Annotated in this window: 17 protein-coding genes and 1 pseudogene; 12 read left to right on the forward strand and 6 right to left on the reverse strand. The window is 72.3% G+C overall.

The window, feature by feature from the left end; genetic code table 11:
• From STRAU_RS04675 to STRAU_RS04690, 4 genes are all read left to right on the forward strand, one after another.
• Window positions 1-903, forward strand: a 903-nt coding sequence (locus STRAU_RS04675) for an acetate--CoA ligase family protein (RefSeq protein WP_037657558.1), incomplete at its 5' end; no start/stop codon positions are given.
• 140 nt (window positions 904-1,043) lie between these two features.
• Window positions 1,044-1,640 (forward strand): DUF5998 family protein, encoded by a 597-nt coding sequence (locus STRAU_RS04680; protein ID WP_037657561.1) that lies wholly within the window; start codon window positions 1,044-1,046, stop codon window positions 1,638-1,640.
• Window positions 1,640-2,881, forward strand: coding sequence for an alkaline phosphatase family protein (locus tag STRAU_RS04685; RefSeq protein WP_016639090.1), 1,242 nt, complete (start codon window positions 1,640-1,642; stop codon window positions 2,879-2,881). The genes STRAU_RS04680 and STRAU_RS04685 overlap by 1 nt, the downstream gene beginning before the upstream one ends.
• A 117-nt stretch (window positions 2,882-2,998) precedes the next feature.
• Entirely contained in the window at window positions 2,999-3,658 is a 660-nt protein-coding gene (locus STRAU_RS04690) for a thymidine kinase (protein WP_016639091.1), read from the forward strand.
• 57 nt (window positions 3,659-3,715) lie between these two features.
• On the opposite strand, the gene STRAU_RS04695 is transcribed toward STRAU_RS04690, so the two are convergent.
• Window positions 3,716-4,525, reverse strand: a complete 810-nt coding sequence (locus tag STRAU_RS04695; protein ID WP_037657564.1) for a VOC family protein — start codon at window positions 4,523-4,525, stop codon at window positions 3,716-3,718.
• 427 nt (window positions 4,526-4,952) lie between these two features.
• On the opposite strand from STRAU_RS04695, the gene STRAU_RS04700 reads away from it, so the two are divergent.
• Window positions 4,953-5,807: a sulfurtransferase gene (locus STRAU_RS04700; RefSeq protein ID WP_016639093.1), complete on the forward strand. Its 855-nt coding sequence runs from the start codon at window positions 4,953-4,955 to the stop codon at window positions 5,805-5,807.
• A 154-nt stretch (window positions 5,808-5,961) separates the two neighbouring features.
• Here STRAU_RS04700 and sepH read toward each other — a convergent pair whose 3' ends face one another.
• Complete coding sequence (gene sepH / locus STRAU_RS04705; RefSeq protein ID WP_016639094.1) at window positions 5,962-7,023, reverse strand: septation protein SepH; 1,062 nt, start codon at window positions 7,021-7,023, stop codon at window positions 5,962-5,964.
• A gap of 499 nt (window positions 7,024-7,522) precedes the next feature.
• Between sepH and STRAU_RS42245 the strand changes: the two genes are divergently transcribed.
• Window positions 7,523-8,875 (forward strand): hypothetical protein, encoded by a 1,353-nt coding sequence (locus STRAU_RS42245; RefSeq protein WP_016639095.1) that lies wholly within the window; start codon window positions 7,523-7,525, stop codon window positions 8,873-8,875.
• A 35-nt stretch (window positions 8,876-8,910) separates the two neighbouring features.
• Here the strand turns inward: STRAU_RS42245 and STRAU_RS04715 are convergent, their stop codons facing one another.
• The gene (locus STRAU_RS04715) at window positions 8,911-10,278 is read right to left on the reverse strand and encodes a D-arabinono-1,4-lactone oxidase (RefSeq protein ID WP_078620968.1); all 1,368 of its coding nucleotides are present in this window, start codon (window positions 10,276-10,278) and stop codon (window positions 8,911-8,913) included.
• Complete coding sequence (locus tag STRAU_RS04720; protein WP_016639097.1) at window positions 10,190-11,476, reverse strand: MFS transporter; 1,287 nt, start codon at window positions 11,474-11,476, stop codon at window positions 10,190-10,192. Before STRAU_RS04720 ends, STRAU_RS04715 begins: the two co-directional genes overlap by 89 nt.
• Before the next feature lie 188 nt (window positions 11,477-11,664).
• Here STRAU_RS04720 and STRAU_RS04725 point away from each other — a divergent pair.
• Both STRAU_RS04725 and STRAU_RS04730 read left to right on the forward strand, forming a co-directional pair.
• Window positions 11,665-12,826, forward strand: a pseudogene (locus tag STRAU_RS04725) (ferrochelatase).
• Window positions 12,827-12,858: 32 nt separating this feature from the next.
• Entirely contained in the window at window positions 12,859-13,674 is an 816-nt protein-coding gene (locus STRAU_RS04730; RefSeq protein WP_037657567.1) for an inositol monophosphatase family protein, read from the forward strand.
• A 98-nt stretch (window positions 13,675-13,772) separates the two neighbouring features.
• Here STRAU_RS04730 and STRAU_RS42855 read toward each other — a convergent pair whose 3' ends face one another.
• The gene (locus STRAU_RS42855; protein ID WP_016639099.1) at window positions 13,773-13,946 is read right to left on the reverse strand and encodes a hypothetical protein; all 174 of its coding nucleotides are present in this window, start codon (window positions 13,944-13,946) and stop codon (window positions 13,773-13,775) included.
• Between the two features lie 316 nt (window positions 13,947-14,262).
• Between STRAU_RS42855 and STRAU_RS04735 the strand changes: the two genes are divergently transcribed.
• The 4 genes from STRAU_RS04735 to STRAU_RS04750 all read left to right on the forward strand — a co-directional run bounded on the left by STRAU_RS04735 (window position 14,263) and on the right by STRAU_RS04750 (window position 17,888).
• Window positions 14,263-14,916, forward strand: coding sequence for a response regulator transcription factor (locus tag STRAU_RS04735; protein WP_016639100.1), 654 nt, complete (start codon window positions 14,263-14,265; stop codon window positions 14,914-14,916).
• Between the two features lie 4 nt (window positions 14,917-14,920).
• Entirely contained in the window at window positions 14,921-16,153 is a 1,233-nt protein-coding gene (locus tag STRAU_RS04740) for a sensor histidine kinase (protein WP_016639101.1), read from the forward strand.
• Window positions 16,154-16,546: 393 nt separating this feature from the next.
• Window positions 16,547-16,843 carry a DUF4193 domain-containing protein gene (locus tag STRAU_RS04745; RefSeq protein WP_003951337.1) on the forward strand — a complete coding sequence of 99 codons (297 nt, stop codon included), beginning with the start codon at window positions 16,547-16,549 and terminating at the stop codon, window positions 16,841-16,843.
• A 13-nt stretch (window positions 16,844-16,856) separates the two neighbouring features.
• Window positions 16,857-17,888 carry a hypothetical protein gene (locus STRAU_RS04750; protein ID WP_016639102.1) on the forward strand — a complete coding sequence of 344 codons (1,032 nt, stop codon included), beginning with the start codon at window positions 16,857-16,859 and terminating at the stop codon, window positions 17,886-17,888.
• A gap of 67 nt (window positions 17,889-17,955) precedes the next feature.
• Here the strand turns inward: STRAU_RS04750 and STRAU_RS04755 are convergent, their stop codons facing one another.
• Window positions 17,956-18,405, reverse strand: coding sequence for a DUF3093 domain-containing protein (locus STRAU_RS04755; protein ID WP_016639103.1), 450 nt, complete (start codon window positions 18,403-18,405; stop codon window positions 17,956-17,958).
• Window positions 18,406-18,462: the final 57 nt, after the last annotated feature.

Consider the following 18,462-nt stretch of genomic DNA (forward strand, 5'->3'; position numbering starts at 1 on the left):
CCCCCGCCCCGGGCCCCCGAACCCCCGCCCCACCACCGCATCCCCGCCTACCCCGCCGCCGAACGCGCCGTCCGCGCCCTCGCCGAAGCCGTCAAGTACGCCCAGTGGCGCCGCGACATCGCCGACCCCGGCAAGGTGCCCGAGTACGACGACATCGACGAGCAGGGCGCGGGCGATCTCATCGAGCACCTCCTCGCCAAGGCCGCCGACCCCCGCGGCCTCACCCTGGAGGCGGACGACGCCCGCCACCTGCTCGGGCGGTACGGCATCGGCGTGCACCAGGCCCTGCCCGCCCCCGACGCCGACACCGCCGCGCGCGCGGCCCGCGACGCCGGGTACCCCGTCGCCCTCAAGACCACCGCGCCCCACCTGCGCCACCGCCCCGACCTCGGCGGCGTCCGCCTCGACCTCGCCGACGAGGAACAACTGCGCCGCGCCTACCGCGAACTGACCCACACCCTCGGCAGGCCCGCCGAGCTGCGCCCGGTCGTGCAGGCCATGGTCGCCCGCGGCGTGGACACCGTCGTGCGCGCCGGACACGACCCGGTGGCGGGCGCCGTGCTCTCCTTCGGCCTCGCGGGCGCGGCCTCCGAGCTGCTCGGGGACACCGCCCACCGACTGATTCCGGTCACCGACCGGGAGGCGGGAAACCTGGTCCGGTCGATCCGGACGGCCCCCCTCCTGTTCGGCTGGCGCGGTTCGGCGCCCGTGGACACCGCCGCCCTCGAAGAGCTCCTGATGCGTCTCTCGCGGCTCGTCGACGACCACCCCGAAGTGGTCACGGTCGCGCTGGAGCCGGTCGTCGTCGCCCAGGAGGGGCTGTCCGTCCTCAGCGCCACCGTCCGTCTCGCCCCGCCGCCCGCCCGCGACGACCTGGGCCCTCGTACCCTGCCCGCGTACTGAACCGGCGCCCACGCGCGCGTACCGGCCGGTTCCCGTCCGCCCCAGAGGGGCGCCCCGCCCGCGCGTCCGGACGGCGCACACCGGGCGCCCACACGGCCACTGGCACCTCGGCGCAGGCGCCGGGTCGTAGGATGGGCGGCATGGCAAAGACCGGTACGACGACCCAGGGGCTGCGCGCGGCGATCGAGCGCAGCGGCTATTACCCGGCCCTCGTGGCCGAGGCGGTGGAGGCCGCGATCGGCGGCGAGACCATCGGGTCGTACCTGGTCCACCAGGAGACCACGTTCGACGCGAACGAAGTGCGCCGCCATGTGACGGTCCTCGTGCTCACGGACACCCGCTTCATCGTCAGCCACACCGACGAGCAGGCCGCCGACTCCACATCCCCGACGCCGTACGCCACCACCTCCACGGAATCCGTGAAGATCGGCCGGATCTCGTCGGTCGTCGTCAGCCGCGTCGTCGCCAACCCGGAGAAGTACGTTCCGGGGTCCCTGCCCCGCGAGGTCGTCCTGACCATCGGCTGGGGCGCCGTCGCCCGCATCGACCTGGAGCCCGCCGCCTGCGGCGACCCCAACTGCGAGGCCGACCACGGCTACACGGGCAGCTCCACCGCCGACGACCTCAGCCTGCGCGTCAGCGAGGCCGGCGACGGCCCCGACGCCGTCCGCCAGACCCTCGCCTTCGCCCAGGCGCTCTCCGAGGCCACCGCGGCCGGCACGGACACCGGCCGCTGATGTCCCACCCGTCTCCCGCCACCGCCCCTGACGGAGGGCGCTCCGCGCCCGCCCCCGCCTCCGCCGCCTGGGACGACGTCCAGCCCCTCGCCCTGGACACCGCCCCCCGGCCCGAGTACGGCGCGGGCTCGCTCGCGGACCTGCTGCCCACACTGGCCGCCCACCAGGAAATCGACGGCTTCGCACCGGTCATCCCCGAGCTCGCCGCCGCCGACCGGAACTGCGTGTTCCTCATCGACGGCCTCGGCTGGGAGCAACTGCGCGCCCACCCCGCCGAAGCGCCCTTCCTGACCTCGCTCCTCGCCTCCTCGCGCGGCGGCACCGGCCGCCCCATCACCGCGGGCTTCCCCGCCACCACGGCGACGTCCCTCGCCTCCGTCGGCACCGGCCTGCCGCCCGGCGCCCACGGCCTGCCCGGGTACACCGTCCGCGACCCCGGCACCGGCGAGCTGATGAACCAGCTCCGCTGGCGGCCCTGGACCGACCCGCACGCCTGGCAGCCGTACCCGACGATCTTCCAGCGCGCCCACGACGCGGGCATCCACACCGCCCAGGTCTCCTCACCGACCTTCGAGCACACCCCGCTCACCAAGGTCGCCCTCAGCGGCGGCACCTTCCGCGGCCGCCTCTCCGGCGAGGACCGCATGGACCTCGCCGCGGAGCAACTCGCCGCCGCCGACCGCGCCCTGGTGTACACGTACTACGCCGAAGTCGACGGCAAGGGCCACCGCTTCGGCGTCGACTCCGACGCCTGGCGCGGGCAGCTCATGTACGTCGACCGCCTCGCCCAGCGCCTCGCGGAACAGCTCCCGCCCCGCAGCGCCCTCTACATCACCGCCGACCACGGCATGATCGACATCCCCTTCGACGACGCGTCGCGCATCGACTTCGACGAGGACTGGGAGCTGCGCGCCGGAGTCGCCCTGCTCGGCGGGGAGGGCCGCGCCCGGCACGTGTACGCCGTGCCCGGCGCCGAGACCGACGTCCTCACCGTCTGGCGCGAGGTGCTCGGCGAGCAGTTCTGGGTCGCCTCCCGCGAGGAGGCGATCGCGGCCGGCTGGTTCGGCCCCCGGATCGACGAGCGCGTCCACGGACGCATCGGCGACATCGTCGCCGCCGCCCACGACGACGTCCTCATCATCGCCTCCCAGAAGGAGCCCAAGGAGTCCCTGATGGTCGGCAACCACGGCTCCATGACCCCCGCCGAACAACTCGTGCCGCTCCTCGAAGTACGCTCCTAGCTGCTTCTCGACGTCCGCGCCGGCTCATCCCCCTGCCGGCCGACGGCACCTTCACCTCGTACCACCGCGCACGCCTCGTACGGTTCCGCGCACTGACCGAAAGGCGCTCAACCCCCCATGCCTGAGCTGGTGTTCTTCTCCGGAACGATGGACTGCGGGAAGAGCACCCTCGCGCTGCAGATCGAGCACAACCGCTCGGCGCGCGGCCTGCAGGGCATGATCTTCGCGCGCAACGACCGCGCGGGCGCCGGCAAGCTCTCCTCACGGCTCGGCCTGGTCACCGAGGCCATCGAGGTGGCCGACGACCTCGACATGTACGCCTACCTCGTCGACCACCTCTCGCGCGGTGCCCGCGCCGACTACGTGATCGCCGACGAGGCCCAGTTCCTCTCGCCCGAACAGATCGACCAGCTCGCCCGTGTCGTCGACGACCTGGGCCTGGACGTCTTCGCGTTCGGCATCACCACCGACTTCCGCTCCAAGCTGTTCCCCGGCTCGCAGCGCCTCGTCGAACTCGCCGACCGCGTCGAGGTCCTCCAGGTCGAGGCCCTGTGCTGGTGCGGCGCCCGCGCCACGCACAACGCCCGCACCAGCGGCGGCGAGATGGTCGTCGAGGGCGCCCAGGTCGTCGTCGGCGACGTCAACCAGGCGCCCGACGAGGTGGGTTACGAAGTGCTGTGCCGCCGTCACCACCAGCGCCGCATGACGGCGGCCTCCGCCCGCGCGGGCGCGCTGTCCCCCGACGTCCTGCCGGTCGACACCCTGGAACGCTCCTAGGGCACTTGGTGGCGGTCACCCGGCCCCCGGCACCCGGAGGCGGTCACTCGGTGGCGGTCACTTGGCGGCGTTCCGCTCCGAGCGGATGAGGGTGAAGATCGCGCCTTCGGGGTCGGCGACCGTCGCGACCCGCCCGTACCTGCCGGGCTCGGCGGGCCGCACCACATGGCCGCCGAGCTCGACCACCCGCGCCGCCGACGCGTCCACGTCCACCGTCTCGAAGTACGTCATCCAGTGCGCCCCCCGGTCGCGCGGCAGCTCCTGGCCCACGCCCCGCACCGACGCCACCGGACGGCCCTCCAGGGACAGCGTCAGGTAGTCCAAACCGGGTGTGGTGGCCGCCTCTTCGGCGAATCCGAAAATCGTCTGGTAGAACTTCGCCACCTCCACCGTCTCGCGGGTCAGGAGCTCGTTCCAGGTCACCGTGCCCGGCACTCCCGCGACGCCCGCGCCCGTGTGCGCCGCCGCCTGCCAGATGCCGAACACCGCGCCCGCCGGGTCCGACGCGACCGCCATGCGCCCCGCCTTGCCCGCGACCAACGGCCCGACCCCCACCGTGCCGCCGCAGTGCCGCACCGTCTCGGCCGTCGAGTCCGCGTCGTCCGACGCCAGATAGGGCGTCCACGCGATGGGCAGCTGCCGGTCGGGCAGCTGCCCGATGCCCGCCACCTCGTAGCCGTCGAGCAGCGCCCGCACATAGGGGCCGAGCTGCTGGGGCCCGGGCCGGTACGTCCAGCCGAAAAGTGCCGCGTAGAACTCCTGGGTCGCAGCCACGTCGTGCGCCATCAGGCTCACCCAGCAGGGCGTGCCGGGTGTGTGCCGCGCGCTCCGGGCGCGCCGGTCGTCCGGCCACCGTGCCTCGGTCATCGTCACTCTCTCCTCGGGCCCTCGTGACTTCGACGACCGGGCGACGTACTACGACCGACAGAGTCCGAGATGTGACATCCGTTGTCTGTCAGCAGTCATCCGTCGTCGCCCAGCCGTTGCCACTCCGCTTCGATTCCGCTTCGGTTCCTCGTCCGAACGCGCGTACCCTCGCCGCGCGTATGCCCGTCCGTGCAGATGCTCGCACCACCTGTCGCCCGGCGCGGCCCGGCCGCGCCGCGCTCGCGGGCATCCTCGCGGAGGATGCCCGGTTTGCCATTTCTCATCCGTTAACACGCGATTGCAGGGTTGTGTCCATCTGCGGTACGCGGCGTGCCCGTTTCCGTACGCCGCGTGTCCGGGCGGGTCCGGCCGAGCAGGTTATCCGGAGCGGGGCGTGGCGGCCACCCCGTACGCAAGGATGGGGGCCATGAATGCCATCATCTCCGCATCCGAACTCGCGAGCGAGCTGGCGGACCAGAACCCGCCAGTGCTGCTCGACGTCCGCTGGCAGTTGAGCGTGGCCAAGGCGGCCGGTGAGCCGCCCTTCGACGGCCGGGCGGCGTACGCCGGCGGGCATCTTCCGGGGGCCGTGTTCGTCGATCTCGACGCCGATCTCGCGGGTCCCGCGGGTGCCGGGGGGCGGCATCCTCTTCCGGATGTCGACCACTTCGGCGCGGTGATGCGGGCGGCCGGGGTCTCGGCGGACCGGCCGGTCGTCGTGTACGACGGCGGGCAGGGCTGGGCGGCCGCGCGCGCCTGGTGGCTGCTGCGCTGGACGGGCCACCCGGCGGTGCGGGTCCTCGACGGCGGGCTCGCGGCGTGGACGGGCGAGCTGGAGACCGGCGAGGCGACCGCCGCGGCCGAGGGCACCTTCGTGCCGGTGCCGGGTTCCGTGGAGCTGCTGGACGCGGACGGCGCGGCGTCCCTCGCCCGCTCGGGCCTGCTCCTGGACGCGCGCGCCGCCGAGCGCTACCGCGGCGACGTCGAGCCGATCGACCGCGTCGGCGGCCACATCCCGGGCGCGGTCTCGGCGCCCACCACGGAGAACGTCGCCGCCGACGGCCGCTTCCGTCCCGCCGAGGAGCTGGCGGCCCGCTTCAAGTCCCTGGGCGCCTCCGGCACTTCTCAGGTGGGCGTGTACTGCGGCTCGGGCGTCTCCGGAGCCCACCAGGTCCTCGCGCTCGCGGTGGCCGGGATTCCGGCGGCGCTGTACGTCGGGTCGTGGTCGGAGTGGTCGTCGGATCCACAGCGGCCGGTGGCCACGGGGGCGGAGCCGCAGTAGCGCTGCGCGGGGGCGGGGTCCAAGTCGCCGTCCCCTGGCCGGGTTGTGGGTGACGCGTGAAGGGCCCGTACGCATTTCGCGTACGGGCCCTTCATCAGGTTCTCACCTCGCCTGGACGGCGCACGCCCGGCGCTCGTTCCTGTCTGCCGGGCGCCTACTCCTGTTTCTTGCGCCGGGTGCCGAACACGATCTCGTCCCAGCTCGGGACGGCGGCGCGGCGGCCGGGGCGGACGCCGTCGGCCTCGGCCTGCCGGTCCGTGGAGCCGACGAGGCGGTCGCGGTGGCTGGCCACGGCGCGCGGCATCAGGACGTCCGCGTAGGCGGAGCCGGCGCCGGCGGCCGTCGCCGGGGGTTCCTCGGCCTCCGGCTCCTGCTCGGGCTCCTCCTGTGCGGACGGAAGTTCGGCGGGTGTCGTGGCGGGGCGCTCCGGGACGACCATGTCGCCGCGGAAGCTCGGCACGGCCTCCAGGAGGCTGGTGAGCGAGTCGCGTTCACGCTCCTGCTCGGCGGCGGGCGCCTCCGGCTCCTGCTCGGGCTCCGACGCCGGGGCGCCGGGGCGCTCCAGGGCGCGGTCGAGCGGCCGGTCCCGGGGGAGCCGCGCGATGCGCGGCACGAACGGGAAGCTGGGCTCGGGCGCCGCGATGTCGTCGGTCTCGCCGATCAGGGCGCGAGCCTCGTCGTCGACGGCCTGGACGAGCCGCCGGGGCGGGTCGTACGTCCAGCTCGCGGAGTGCGGCTCGGTCGCGACGCGGTAGACGAGCAGGACCTCCCAGGTGCCGTCGTCGCGGCGCCAGGAGTCCCACTGGACCGACTCCTTGTCGGCGCCGCGCAGCAGCAACCGCTCCTGGACGGCCTCACCGAGCTGGGGGCCGGTGTTCTCGCCGGGGCGGCGCACGGGCGTCTTCCGGGCCCGCTCGGCCATGAAGGCACGCTCGGCGAGCACGGGGCCTTCGAAGCGGCGGACTCGGTCGACGGGGATACCGGCGAGCGAGGCGACCTCTTCCGCACTGGCACCGGCACGTATACGGGCCTGGATGTCACGGGGGCGGAGGTGGCTCTCCACCTCGATCTCGATCTGTCCGAGCCGCGGCCGGTCGCCGCGCACGGCGGCGCGCAGCCGTTCGTCGATCGGAAGCGTGTACTCCGTGCTGTCCGCAGCCTTCAGCACCAGCCGTGTGCCGTCGTTGCTGACGGCCACGACACGCAGTTCGGGCATGGGGACCTCCCGGGTGGTGCCTGCCGACGTCACGTGCGTCGCTGCTTCCGCTAGTCGAGTGTGGCCTGCCCGGGTGCAGCCTGCCACAACCTTGCCGAGTTGCCCGGCGTGTCGGGCATGGGCCCTGGAACGCCGTTATGGCACGGTTACCTATTCGCAACGCTAAGTGACCATTCTCGTCACCCTGTGCAGCGGGCCCCTTCCCGGCGGTCCTGGCTGGTCCCGGGCACCCTGGCTGGAGACCGGACCCAGGGCTCGCAACACTACTCCATTCGGGCCACCCGGGTGGACCGGCACGCCGCCGAACTTCTCACGGGGGAAGGGAGTTGGCGTCAGCCCGTGACGCGAGTGCCCTGCTCAGGGGTGGCGTCCTTCACGAAAAGGCCAGAACCGGAACTATTCGCTTCGGACATACGTCCCTTTCTCATGTACCTCGCGTAGCTCATACGTGAACGCGTAAGTCATACGTGAAGTCGAGAAAGGCAGGCAAGGTCCGCAGATGCGTGAAAAGCCGGTAACCGGCGCCGAGTCGAAGGGTACGGCGGAGTCGAAGGACGCGACGGAGGGTGAGCCGGAGAAGAAGCGGTTCGAACTGAGTGTGCCGCAGGTGGCAGGGAGCGCCGTGGCCGCCGTCGTGGCCGCGAAGCTCGCCTCCTCCTTCGGCGTCTACGGAACGATCCTCGGCGCCGGCGTGGTGAGCGGCATCGCCACCTGCGGCGGCACGGTCTTCCAGCACTTCTTCTCGCGTACGGGCGAGCAGATACGCGACGTGGCGGTGCAGGCCAAACCGAAGGCCCAGCAAGTGCCGGTGACGCAGGCCACGCCGGTGCCGGGGACGTTCAGGGCGGCGGCGCACTCGGGCGCCACGGGGACGTATCCGGATGCCCGCACCGCTCCTGGGTACGCCACGGGGACGGGCCCGGTCACCACGACGTGGGGGAGGGCGGCCATGGACGCCGACTCCACGACGGCGCTGCCGACGGCCGACGCGGCCGACCCGACGACGGCGCTCCCGGCAGTCCATGCTGCCGACCCCACGACGGCGCTCCCGGCGCTCGATCCCGCCGATCCGACCGCGGCGCTGCCGACGGTCGACCCGGCCGACCCCACGACGGCGCTCCCCGTCGTGGGGACCGACCCCGAGAAGACCCGGATGCTCGGCGCCGCCGACGCCACCCAGTTCCTGCCGCGCGACCAGGAGACCCGCGTCCTGCACCAGGCGGGCCCCTCGGCGACCGGTGCTCCCACGGCACCCGCCGAACCCCCGCTCCCCTCGGACGAGTTCTCCGAAGGCACCACGCACCGCACGCGCGTGCGGAGCTGGAAGCGGCCGCTGATCGCCGCGGCGCTGGTCTTCGGAGTCTCCCTCGCCGGAATCACCACGTACGAGCTGGTGAGCGGCAAGAGCTTCAGCGGTGACGACAAGGGCACCTCGGTCGTCGACGTCTTCAGGGGCAGCAACTCGTCCAAGTCGAACGACCGGCCCTCCACCGACGACTCCGACCAGCCGTCGGACGGCGGCACGTCCGGCACGGACGACGGTTCGCAGCAGGACGGCGGCACGGCCGACGACCCGTCCGGCAAGCCCTCGCCCGGTGACGACACCGGCTCGGGCACCGGCTCCGGGAAGGACTCCGGCAAGGAGCAGGGCGGCGACACCGGCAGTGGCACCGACAAGGGCAACGGCGGTGACTCGGGCGACGACGGCTCCAAGACCGACCCGACGCCCACGCCCACGCCGACGCCGACCCCGACGCCCACGCCGACCACGTCGAACGGCGGCGGCGCGGGCACAGGCACCGGTGACGGCAACGGCAGCGTCCAGGAGCAGCAGCAGACGCCGGAGCAGTGACCCGGCGCACGGAGTGAACCGGCGCCCGCGCGCTGTCAGTCGCCGAGCACCCGCCGCAGATAGGGATTGCCGAACAGCCGGTCCGGGTCGAGCCGGTCGCGCAGGGCGGTGAACTCGGCGAAGCGCGGATACGCCTTGGCCAGGTAGGCGGCGTCACGGGTGTGGAGCTTGCCCCAGTGCGGCCGCCCCTCGTGGGCGGTGAAGATCTGCTCCGCGGCGCTGAAGTACCTGCGGAACGGCGTGCCCTTGTACAGATGGACGGCGATGTACGCGCTCTCGCGGCCCGAGGCCGTCGAGAGCGCGATGTCGTCCGCGGGGGCCGTGCGGACCTCCACGGGGAAGCTGACGCGCAGCGGCGACCGCTCGATCATCGACTTCAGTTCGCGCAGCGTCTCGACCAGGGCCTCGCGCGGGACGGCGTACTCCATCTCCACGAAGCGCACCCGGCGCGGGCTGGTGAAGACCTTGTAGGGGATGTCCGTGTAGGTGCGGGCGGACAGGGCCTTGCTGGAGATCTTCGCGATGGTGGGGATGGTGGCGGGCACGGCCCGGCCGAGCGAATTGACCACCTGGAACAAGCCGTTGGAGAGGAGTTCGTCCTCTACGAAGGCGCTGATCGCGCTCGGGGGAGCGGCGGGACCGACGCTGCGGTTGTTGCGCTTGGTGGTGCAGTTGCCGGTGTGCGGGAACCAGTAGAACTCGAAGTGCTCGTTCTCGGTGACGAGTTGGTCGAAGTCGGCGGTGACCCGGTCGAAGGTCATCGGTTCCTCGCGGGCCATGAGGAAGAAAATGGGCTCTACGGAGAACGTGATCGCGCTGATGACACCGAGCGCGCCGAGCCCGATCCGGGCGGCGGCGAAGACGTCGGGATGCTCGTCCTTGGAGCACGTCAGGACCCGGCCGTCAGCGGTGACCAGTTCAAGCGCCGTGATCTGCGCGGCGATCGACGCCGATTCGCGGCCCGTGCCGTGCGTGCCGGTGCTGACGGCTCCGGAGACCGTCTGTTCCATGATGTCGCCCATGTTCGTCAGCGACAGGCCCTCGCGGGCGAGCGCGGCGTTCAGGCGCTTGAGCGGGGTGCCCGCCTCCACGGTCACGGTGCCGGCCGTGCGGTCGATGTTCCGGATGCCGGTGAGGAGGTCGGGCCGCACCAGGAGGCCGTCGGTCGCGGCGGCGGCCGTGAAGGAGTGACCGGCGCCGACGGGCTTGACGGTCAGGCCGTCCTCCTTGGCGCCGCGGACGGCCGTGACGAGTTCGTCCACCGAGGCGGGCGTGGCCTCGCGCGCGGGGCGCGCGGCGACGGTGCCGGCCCAGTTACGCCAGGTCGCCGGCCTCTTCCCGCCGGTCGTTCCCCTCCTGGTGCCCGCTCCCGCTTCCGTTCCCCTGCCCGTTCCCGTGCTCATGGGTCCCTCCCCGTCGCGGAACCGGCCGCTGCAGCCGGCGATACCCCAGGAATCCCACCATCACCGCGACGGCCCCGGCCACCCCCGGGACCGCGTACCCCGCGCGGGCCCCCTCGGCGTCGATCACCCAGCCGGCCACGGAGGAGCCGAGCGCCACCCCGACGGCGAGTCCCGTGCTGACCCAGGTCATGCCTTCGGTGAGCTTGGCGCGTGGTACGTGCCGTTCGACGAGGGCCATCGTCGTGATCATCGTCGGCGCGATGGACAGGCCCGCGACGAAGAGCGCCGCGGCCAGAAACGGAAGGTTCCCGACCAGTTGAAGCGGGATCATACTCACGGCCATCGCGCAGACACCCAGCAGCCATCGACGGGCGGGCGCCCCCTTGAAGTGCAGCAGCCCGAATCCGACCCCCGCCAGGCACGACCCGAGCGCGTAGACGGCGAGCACCAGGCTCGCGGCGCCCTTGTGCCCCTCGTCCTCGGCGAACGCCACCGTGACCACGTCGACGGCGCCGAAGATCGCGCCGGTCGCGACGAACGTGGCGACGAGCACCTGCAGTCCGCCGGACCGCAACGCCGAGCCCCCGGTGTGGTGTTCGCGCGGATGCGGCACCGGCTCGGTGGCACGCTGCGCCGTCAGCCAGAAGACGCCCACGGCGAGAAAACAGCCCGCAAGGAGAGGCCCGGCTTCGGGGAACCACGCCGTGGACAAGCCGATCGAGATGATCGGTCCGAAGATGAAGCAGATCTCGTCCACGACGGACTCGAAGGAGTACGCCGTGTGCAGCTGCGGGGTGTCGCGGTACAGGGCCGCCCAGCGGGCGCGGACCATCGAGCCCACGCTCGGTACGCAGCCGACGAGCGCGGCGAAGACGAACAGCGTCCAGTCCGGCGCCTCGAACTTCGCGGCCAGCAGCAGTCCCGCCACCGCGATCAGGGACATCAGCGTCGCGGGCCTGAGCACCCGCCGCTGGCCGTGCCGGTCCACGAGCCGGGAGATCTGCGGGCCGATCGCCGCGGCGGACAGCGCGACGGTGGCCGCCAGCGCGCCCGCGAGGCCGTACCGCCCGGTGAGCTGGGACACCATCGTCACGATGCCGATGCCCATCATCGACAGCGGCATCCGCCCGAGGAAGCCCGCGACGGAGAACCCCTTGGAGCCGGGGGCGGCGAATATGGCGCGGTAGGGGCTCGGCACGTGTGGACTCCGCGGGGGCGTCGGAGCACTCGGCCAGCGGGCTCCGGTAAGGCGTGAAGATGGCCGATACAGCTTACGGGTCCGAGGGGGCGCGCGCACCGGAGTTTCCGCGCGGGCGCCGACCGGTTTCCGGCAGCCGCCGGACGGCGGTTTCCCGCCTGTCAGTGGCGGGTGGCAGGATCAAAGACATGTCCGAAGCGCTGGATCCCACTCCGTACGACGCCCTGCTGCTGCTCTCGTTCGGCGGCCCCGAAGGACCGGACGACGTCGTCCCGTTCCTGGAGAACGTGACGCGTGGCCGCGGCATCCCCAAGGAGCGCCTGAAGGAGGTGGGGCAGCACTACTTCCTCTTCGGCGGCGTGAGCCCCATCAACGACCAGAACCGCACCCTCCTGGACGCCCTGCGCAAGGACTTCGCGGAGCACGGCCTCGACCTGCCGGTGTACTGGGGCAACCGCAACTGGTCGCCGTATCTGACGGACACCCTGCGCGAGCTGGTCCAGGACGGCCGCCGCCGCGTCCTGGTCCTCGCCACCAGCGCGTACGCGTCGTATTCGGGCTGCAGGCAGTACCGCGAGGACCTCGCGGCGGCCCTCGCCACGCTCCGCGAGGAGGGCCTCGAACTGCCCCGCGTGGACAAGCTGCGGCACTACTTCAACCACCCCGGCTTCGTGCGCCCCGTGATCGACGGCGTCCTCAAGTCCCTGGCCGACCTCCCCGAAGAGGTGCGCGAGGGCGCGCACCTGGCCTTCACGACGCACTCCATCCCCACCGCCGCGGCCGACACCTCCGGCCGCGTCGAGGACCACGGCGACGGCGGCGCCTATGTGCGCCAGCACCTGGACGTCGCCCGCCTCGTCGCCGACGCGGTGCGCGAGGAGACCGGCGCCGACCACCCCTGGCAGCTCGTCTACCAATCGCGCAGCGGCGCCCCGCACATCCCCTGGCTGGAGCCCGACATCTGCGACCACCTGGAGGAGCGGCACGCGGCCGGCGCCCCCGCCGTGGTCATGGTCCCGATCGGCTTCGTCTCGGACCACATGGAGGTGCTGTACGACCTCGACACCGAGGCCACCGCGAAGGCGGCGGAGCTGGGCCTGCCGGTGCGCCGCGAAGGCGGCGGAGCTGGCCCTGCCGGTGCGCCGCTCGGCCACCGTCGGCGCCGACCCGCGGTTCGCCGCCGCGGTCCGCGAGCTCGTCCTGGAGCGCGCCGCCGCCGAGAGCGGGCGCGCGGTGACGCCGTGCGCCCTGGGCGCGCTCGGCCCGAGCCACGACCTGTGCCCGGTGGGCTGCTGCCCGGCCCGCACCCCGAAGCCCGCGGCCGCGGGCGCCGACAGTCCGTACGCCTAGCGCGCGGCCCCCCGCCCGCACCAAGGAGCACCGTGACCGACCCCGCCCCGCAGGACCGGCTCAAGGCCGAACTGCTCGCCGTCGCCCTGGAAGCCGCGAGCCGCGCAGGTGAGCTGCTGCGCGACGGCCGCCCGGCCGACCTCGGCGTCGCCGCGACCAAGAGCAGCGCCGTCGACGTCGTCACCGAGATGGACATCGCCTCCGAGAAGCTGATCACGGACTTCTTCGCCGACCGCAGGCCCGGCGACGGCGTGCTCGGCGAGGAGGGCGCGAGCTCCGAGGGCACCAGCGGCGTCCAGTGGATCATCGACCCCATCGACGGCACCGTGAACTACCTGTACGGCCGCCCGGACTGGGCGGTGTCGATCGCCGCCCGCAAGGACGGCGAGACCCTCGTCGGCGTCGTGCACGCGCCCGTGCGCGGCGAGACCTTCCGCGCGGTCCTCGGCCAGGGCGCGTACGTCGGCGACCGGCCCGCCCGGGTCCGCCCGGCGCCGCCGTTCGAGCAGGCACTCATCGGCACCGGTTTCGGGTACATCGCCGAGCGACGGGCCCACCAGGCCGAGGTCGTCCGGCAGCTGCTGCCGCGCGTGCGGGACATCCGGCGCGCCGGCTCCGCGGCCATCGACCTGTGCGACGTGGCGGCGGGCCGCCTCGACGCGTACTACGAACGCGGCCTGAATCCCTGGGACTTCGCGGCCGGCGACCTGGTCGCCCGGGAGGCGGGCGCCCTGACCGGCGGCCGCCCAGGAGAGCCCCTCTCGGGCGAGCTGGCGGTGGCGGGCCCGCCCGGCCTCTTCGAGCAGCTCCAGACCCTCCTCGACGACCTCGGTGCCTGGCACGACTGACGCCCGGCACGACAGGGCCCCGGCACCTCCTGCGAGGTGCCGGGGCCCTGTCGCGTTCACACCGGACCGGACGCTGGAGACATCCCGGTCAGGACGTGTCAGGAGATCGGGGCAGCGACCTCCACGCCGTGCTCGGCGGCCAGGCGGTGAAGGTCTTCCAGCTCGGCCAGTTCGACCTCGGCAAGGAAGTCGTCGCCCGTCTCGCGGGCCCGCGTGAGGTCGGACTCCGTGGTCTTTATGCGCTGCAGGAGACCTGCGGTGAATGCGTCCATGGTTGCGCCCCCTCGGCTGGGTCGTGGGTCGATGGCACGGGGGTGTGCCGTGGAGAAGGGGCGATCACGTCCGACGCCCGCTGCGTGAAGCAGGTCGTGGCGTGCCACATACGAAGCGTGATCGCGGGTGTAAGGCCGTCCTCCCCGCACCCTCTTCCACGGAAACCTCAACCGGACGAGAAAATCCCGCATTCCCGGGGCTCCGGACCGCCTTACAGCCGGTTTATGGCCGAAAGGGGCAGGATGGAGGTCTCACTCCACGTAAAGACCTGCCCTGCCGCGACCGTGCGCGGGGCACAGAGGAAGGACAAGCGACGTGCGCGTACTCGTCGTCGAGGACGAGCAGCTGCTCGCCGATGCGGTGGCCACCGGACTGCGCCGGGAGGCCATGGCCGTCGACGTCGTGTACGACGGCGCGGCCGCCCTGGAACGCATCGGCGTGAACGACTACGACGTGGTCGTCCTGGACCGCGACCTCCCCGTCGTCCACGGCGACGACGTCTGCCGCAAGATCGTCGAGCTCGGCATGCCGACCCGCGTCCTGATGCTCACCGCGTCCGGCGATGTCAGCGACCGCGTCGAGGGCCTGGAGATCGGCGCGGACGACTATCTGCCCAAGCCGTTCGCGTTCAGCGAGCTCACGGCCCGCGTGCGCGCCCTCGGGCGGCGCACCAGCGTGCCACTGCCGCCCGTCCTGGAGCGCGCCGGCATCAAGCTCGACCCGAACCGCCGCGAGGTGTTCCGGGACGGCAAGGAGATCCAGCTCGCGCCCAAGGAGTTCGCCGTCCTTGAGGTGCTGCTGCGCAGCGAGGGCGCGGTGGTCTCGGCCGAGCAGCTCCTGGAGAAAGCCTGGGACGAGAACACGGACCCGTTCACGAACGTCGTGCGCGTCACGGTCATGACCCTGCGCCGCAAGCTCGGCGAGCCCGCCGTCATCGTGACCGTGCCGGGCTCCGGCTACCGGATCTGACCCGGTGGCCGCGACCCCGGCGCCCCCCGCGGCGCCCCCGAAGCCGACGTGGGACCCGAGGAAGGTCGAGGCGCCCTTCCCGTGGCTGCGCCCCACCATCCGTATACGGCTCACGCTGCTGTACGGCGGCATGTTCCTGATCGCGGGCATCCTGTTGCTCTCGATCATCTATCTGCTGGCCGCGCAGGCGCTGAACGTGGGCAACGAACTGCCCTTCAAGATCGTCTCCGGCAAGGTGACCAGCGAGTCCTGCAACCTGCCCCAGTCGGCCTCGCCGAACGAGTTCAACCAGGCGATCAACGACTGCGTGAGCCAGCAGCGCCAGCACGCCCTGGACAACCTGCTCAGCCGCTCGCTGCTCGCCCTGCTCGGCCTCGCCGTCATCGCCTTCGCCTTCGGGTACGCGATGGCGGGCCGCGTCCTGTCCCCGCTCGGCCGCATCACCCGCACGGCCCGCAGGGTGGCCGGCACGGACCTGAGCCGCCGCATCGAACTGGACGGCCCCGACGACGAGTTGAAGGAGCTGTCGGACACCTTCGACGAGATGCTGGACCGCCTGGAGCGCGCCTTCACCGCCCAGCAGCGCTTCGTCGGCAACGCCTCGCACGAACTGCGCACCCCGCTCGCGATCAACCGCACGCTCCTCGAAGTGCACCTGTCCGACCCCGGCGCACCCGTGGAGCTGCAGCAGCTCGGCAAGACCCTGCTGGCCACCAACGAGCGCAGCGAGCAGCTCGTGGAGGGCCTGCTGCTGCTCGCCCGCAGCGACAACCAGCTCGTCGAGCGCAAGCCCGTGGACCTCGCCGAGGTCGCCAACCGCGCCGTGGACCAGGCCCGGGCGGAGGCCGAGGAGAAGGGCGTCGAGATCCGCGGCGAGCGGGGCCTCGTGGTCGTCCAGGGCAACGGCGTCCTCCTGGAGCGCATCGCGCTGAACCTCGTACAGAACGCCGTTCGCTACAACGTGAAGGAGGGCGGCTGGGTCGAGGTGACCACGGAGGCCCAGCACGGCCAGGCCGTCCTCGTGGTGACCAACACCGGACCCGTCGTGCCCGCGTACGAGATCGACAACCTCTTCGAGCCCTTCCGCAGGCTCCGCACGGAGCGCACCGGCAGCGACAAGGGCGTGGGACTCGGCCTGTCCATCGCCCGGTCGGTGGCGCGCGCCCACGGGGGCCGTATCATCGCGGAGCCGCGCGAGGGGGGTGGGCTCGTGATGCGAGTCACCCTGCCGATCTGAGATGCTGCCGCGGAAGCGCCAGGATGTTCGCTTTGCGCGGAATTTTCGGGACCTGATCCTCGGAGATTCCTGTGTGATCGATCACAGAGGCGAATTTTCGGCCATCTACTCTCCGTGACTGTTGAAGTCGCCGGAAAGCCGGGAAAATCCGGGTTTTCAGGGGTCTTGATCACGGGAAGTACACGGGGTGGCGCCCGTGAAGTGCGACATTCGGACCGTGTACGGTCCCGATCGCCATCCAAACCGATCACCTCTTCAGGGGTGCGGTTGGGTGTCGATTGAGTAACAGACCTTGATGTGAGGCAAAATCTCCGCCTCAGGTCGGGCACAAGTCCGGCCTCTCACGCGTTACGTGCGCTGAGACACCGCAGACACCCAGAGGGGGAGAGCGACATGGCAACGGACTACGACACCCCACGCAAGACCGATGACGACCTCAACGAGGACAGCATCGAGGAACTCAAGGCGAGGCGGAACGACAAGTCGACCTCGACCGTGGACGTCGACGAGTTCGAGGCCGCCGAGGGCCTCGAGCTCCCCGGCGCCGACCTGTCCAACGAGGAGCTCGCCGTGCGCGTGCTCCCCAAGCAGCAGGACGAGTTCACCTGCATGAGCTGCTTCCTGGTGCACCACCGCAGCCAGCTGGCCAGGGAGAAGAACGGCCAGCCCATCTGCCGCGACTGCGACTGAGGCAGGGTCGGCCGTGACAGGCTCGACCCCGCCCAGGAAGCACCGCTTCCAGGACCAGGGAGCGGACGCGGACGTGCCCGAGCGCGCGTCGGACGGCGAGCGGGGCCCTGGGGCCTCGCTCGACTCGGCCGGCGCGGCGGAGCAGGGCGAGGGCGCCACGGGGGCACACAAGGCCGCTGAGGCGGCGTACGAAGCAGTTCCCGCGCCGGTGCACGGTTCCGCACCGGACGTGCCGGAGACGTCCGCCCTCGAAGCGGCGGACGCCCTGCGGTACGGGGACGGCACCACGGCGGAAGACCAGGGGTCCTCGACCAAGGGCCGCAGGTTCGCCGCCGTCACGAACGGACTGAAGAACGGGGCGCGCCGCGGCGGGCGCGGCGCCAAGGCGGGCATCGGCTATCTCGCCGACCGGATCATCGAGAACGCGCCACGGGTGCCCGTCCGCGACCTGGCGACGCTCCGCAAGCAGTTCCCGGGCCTCGGCCCCGAGCAGCTCGCGGACAAGCTCATCGCGGGCGCGGCGAACGCGACCTCCACGGTGGGCGCCGGAGTCGGCGCGGCGGCGATGCTGCCCGTGCCGCCCGCGATGCCCGCCGAGCTGGCCGCCGAGATCACCGGCGTCGCGGCCATAGAGCTGAAGCTGATCGCCGAGCTGCACGAGGTCTACGGGCGGCGGCCCGAGGGCAATCTCAAGGAGCGCAGCGCGGCGTATCTGCACGCCTGGACCGAGGAGCGCGGCATCGACGTGGCCAAGCCCACGTCGATCAACGCGGCCCTCGGCGGCCATATGAAGCGCGAACTGCGGCAGCAGATCATGAAGCGCATGGTGCGGAACCTGCCGAACCTGCTGCCCTTCATGGTGGGCGCGGCGGTCGGCGCCGTGATGAACCGCCGGGACACCAAGAAGCTCGCCGAGCGGGTGCGCAAGGACTTGCGTCGGGCTCAGGTGCCGTGGGACGCCCTCGCGGGACTACCTCCGCTGGAGGCGCCCGCCGACCCGCTGCACCTGGGGTCGAAGCGGCGGCCCAAGGAGCTCGGCGGCTGAGTCCGCGCCCGCGGCGGGTCAGGACGCCGCTTCGGTCGGTTCGGCACCGCCGGGCTGCGGCGGGGGGCTACTGCGCCGCGCGCACGGCGTTCAGCGCCGCCGCCAGGGCCTCGGGGTTCCGAGTCGACACGTACACGTACGGAGTGGGGTCCTCGGGGTCCGTCACTTCCACCCGCAGGGCCGTCGGGATGTAGCTGCGCAGCACCATGAACGCGCGCGGGTCCGCCTTGTGGGTGCGCCAGGCGCGGGCCTCGGCCTCCTCCAGGGGCTCGGCCTCGCCCAGGGCCGTCACCGGGATCCTCGCCTCGCCCGCGACCAGGGAGCCCGCCACGACGCGGATCCGCACCGAGCCGTACGCGCTGGTGACGACCGCCGCGAGCGCCGTCCCGCCGACCAGGCCGCCGAGCAGCGGCAGGGTGCCGAACGGCAGCATCGTCAGGCCCGCGCCGATACCGACGAGGACCGAGACGAGCCACCACGAACGGGGCGCGGTCAGGCGTTCTTCGTAAGGCTGCATGAAGCCAAGCTTGGCACGGTGCGCGACGGCCGCTGACGCGGAGGTAAGGTCTGCGCC

Source organism: Streptomyces aurantiacus JA 4570, assembly GCF_000414115.1.
Lineage (GTDB): Bacteria > Actinomycetota > Actinomycetes > Streptomycetales > Streptomycetaceae > Streptomyces > Streptomyces aurantiacus_A.

What these genes read in the sequence shown, in the direction of transcription:
- STRAU_RS42245 (WP_016639095.1), top strand. Translation starts at nt 7,523, where the DNA reads ATGCGTGAAAAGCCGGTAACCGGCGCCGAGTCGAAGGGTACGGCGGAG.
- STRAU_RS04755 (WP_016639103.1), bottom strand. Translation starts at nt 18,405, where the DNA reads ATGCAGCCTTACGAAGAACGCCTGACCGCGCCCCGTTCGTGGTGGCTC.
- STRAU_RS42855 (WP_016639099.1), bottom strand. Translation starts at nt 13,946, where the DNA reads ATGGACGCATTCACCGCAGGTCTCCTGCAGCGCATAAAGACCACGGAG.
- STRAU_RS04745 (WP_003951337.1), top strand. Translation starts at nt 16,547, where the DNA reads ATGGCAACGGACTACGACACCCCACGCAAGACCGATGACGACCTCAAC.
- STRAU_RS04715 (WP_078620968.1), bottom strand. Translation starts at nt 10,278, where the DNA reads ATGAGCACGGGAACGGGCAGGGGAACGGAAGCGGGAGCGGGCACCAGG.
- STRAU_RS04695 (WP_037657564.1), bottom strand. Translation starts at nt 4,525, where the DNA reads ATGACCGAGGCACGGTGGCCGGACGACCGGCGCGCCCGGAGCGCGCGG.
- sepH (WP_016639094.1), bottom strand. Translation starts at nt 7,023, where the DNA reads ATGCCCGAACTGCGTGTCGTGGCCGTCAGCAACGACGGCACACGGCTG.
- STRAU_RS04685 (WP_016639090.1), top strand. Translation starts at nt 1,640, where the DNA reads ATGTCCCACCCGTCTCCCGCCACCGCCCCTGACGGAGGGCGCTCCGCG.
- STRAU_RS04700 (WP_016639093.1), top strand. Translation starts at nt 4,953, where the DNA reads ATGAATGCCATCATCTCCGCATCCGAACTCGCGAGCGAGCTGGCGGAC.
- STRAU_RS04680 (WP_037657561.1), top strand. Translation starts at nt 1,044, where the DNA reads ATGGCAAAGACCGGTACGACGACCCAGGGGCTGCGCGCGGCGATCGAG.
- STRAU_RS04690 (WP_016639091.1), top strand. Translation starts at nt 2,999, where the DNA reads ATGCCTGAGCTGGTGTTCTTCTCCGGAACGATGGACTGCGGGAAGAGC.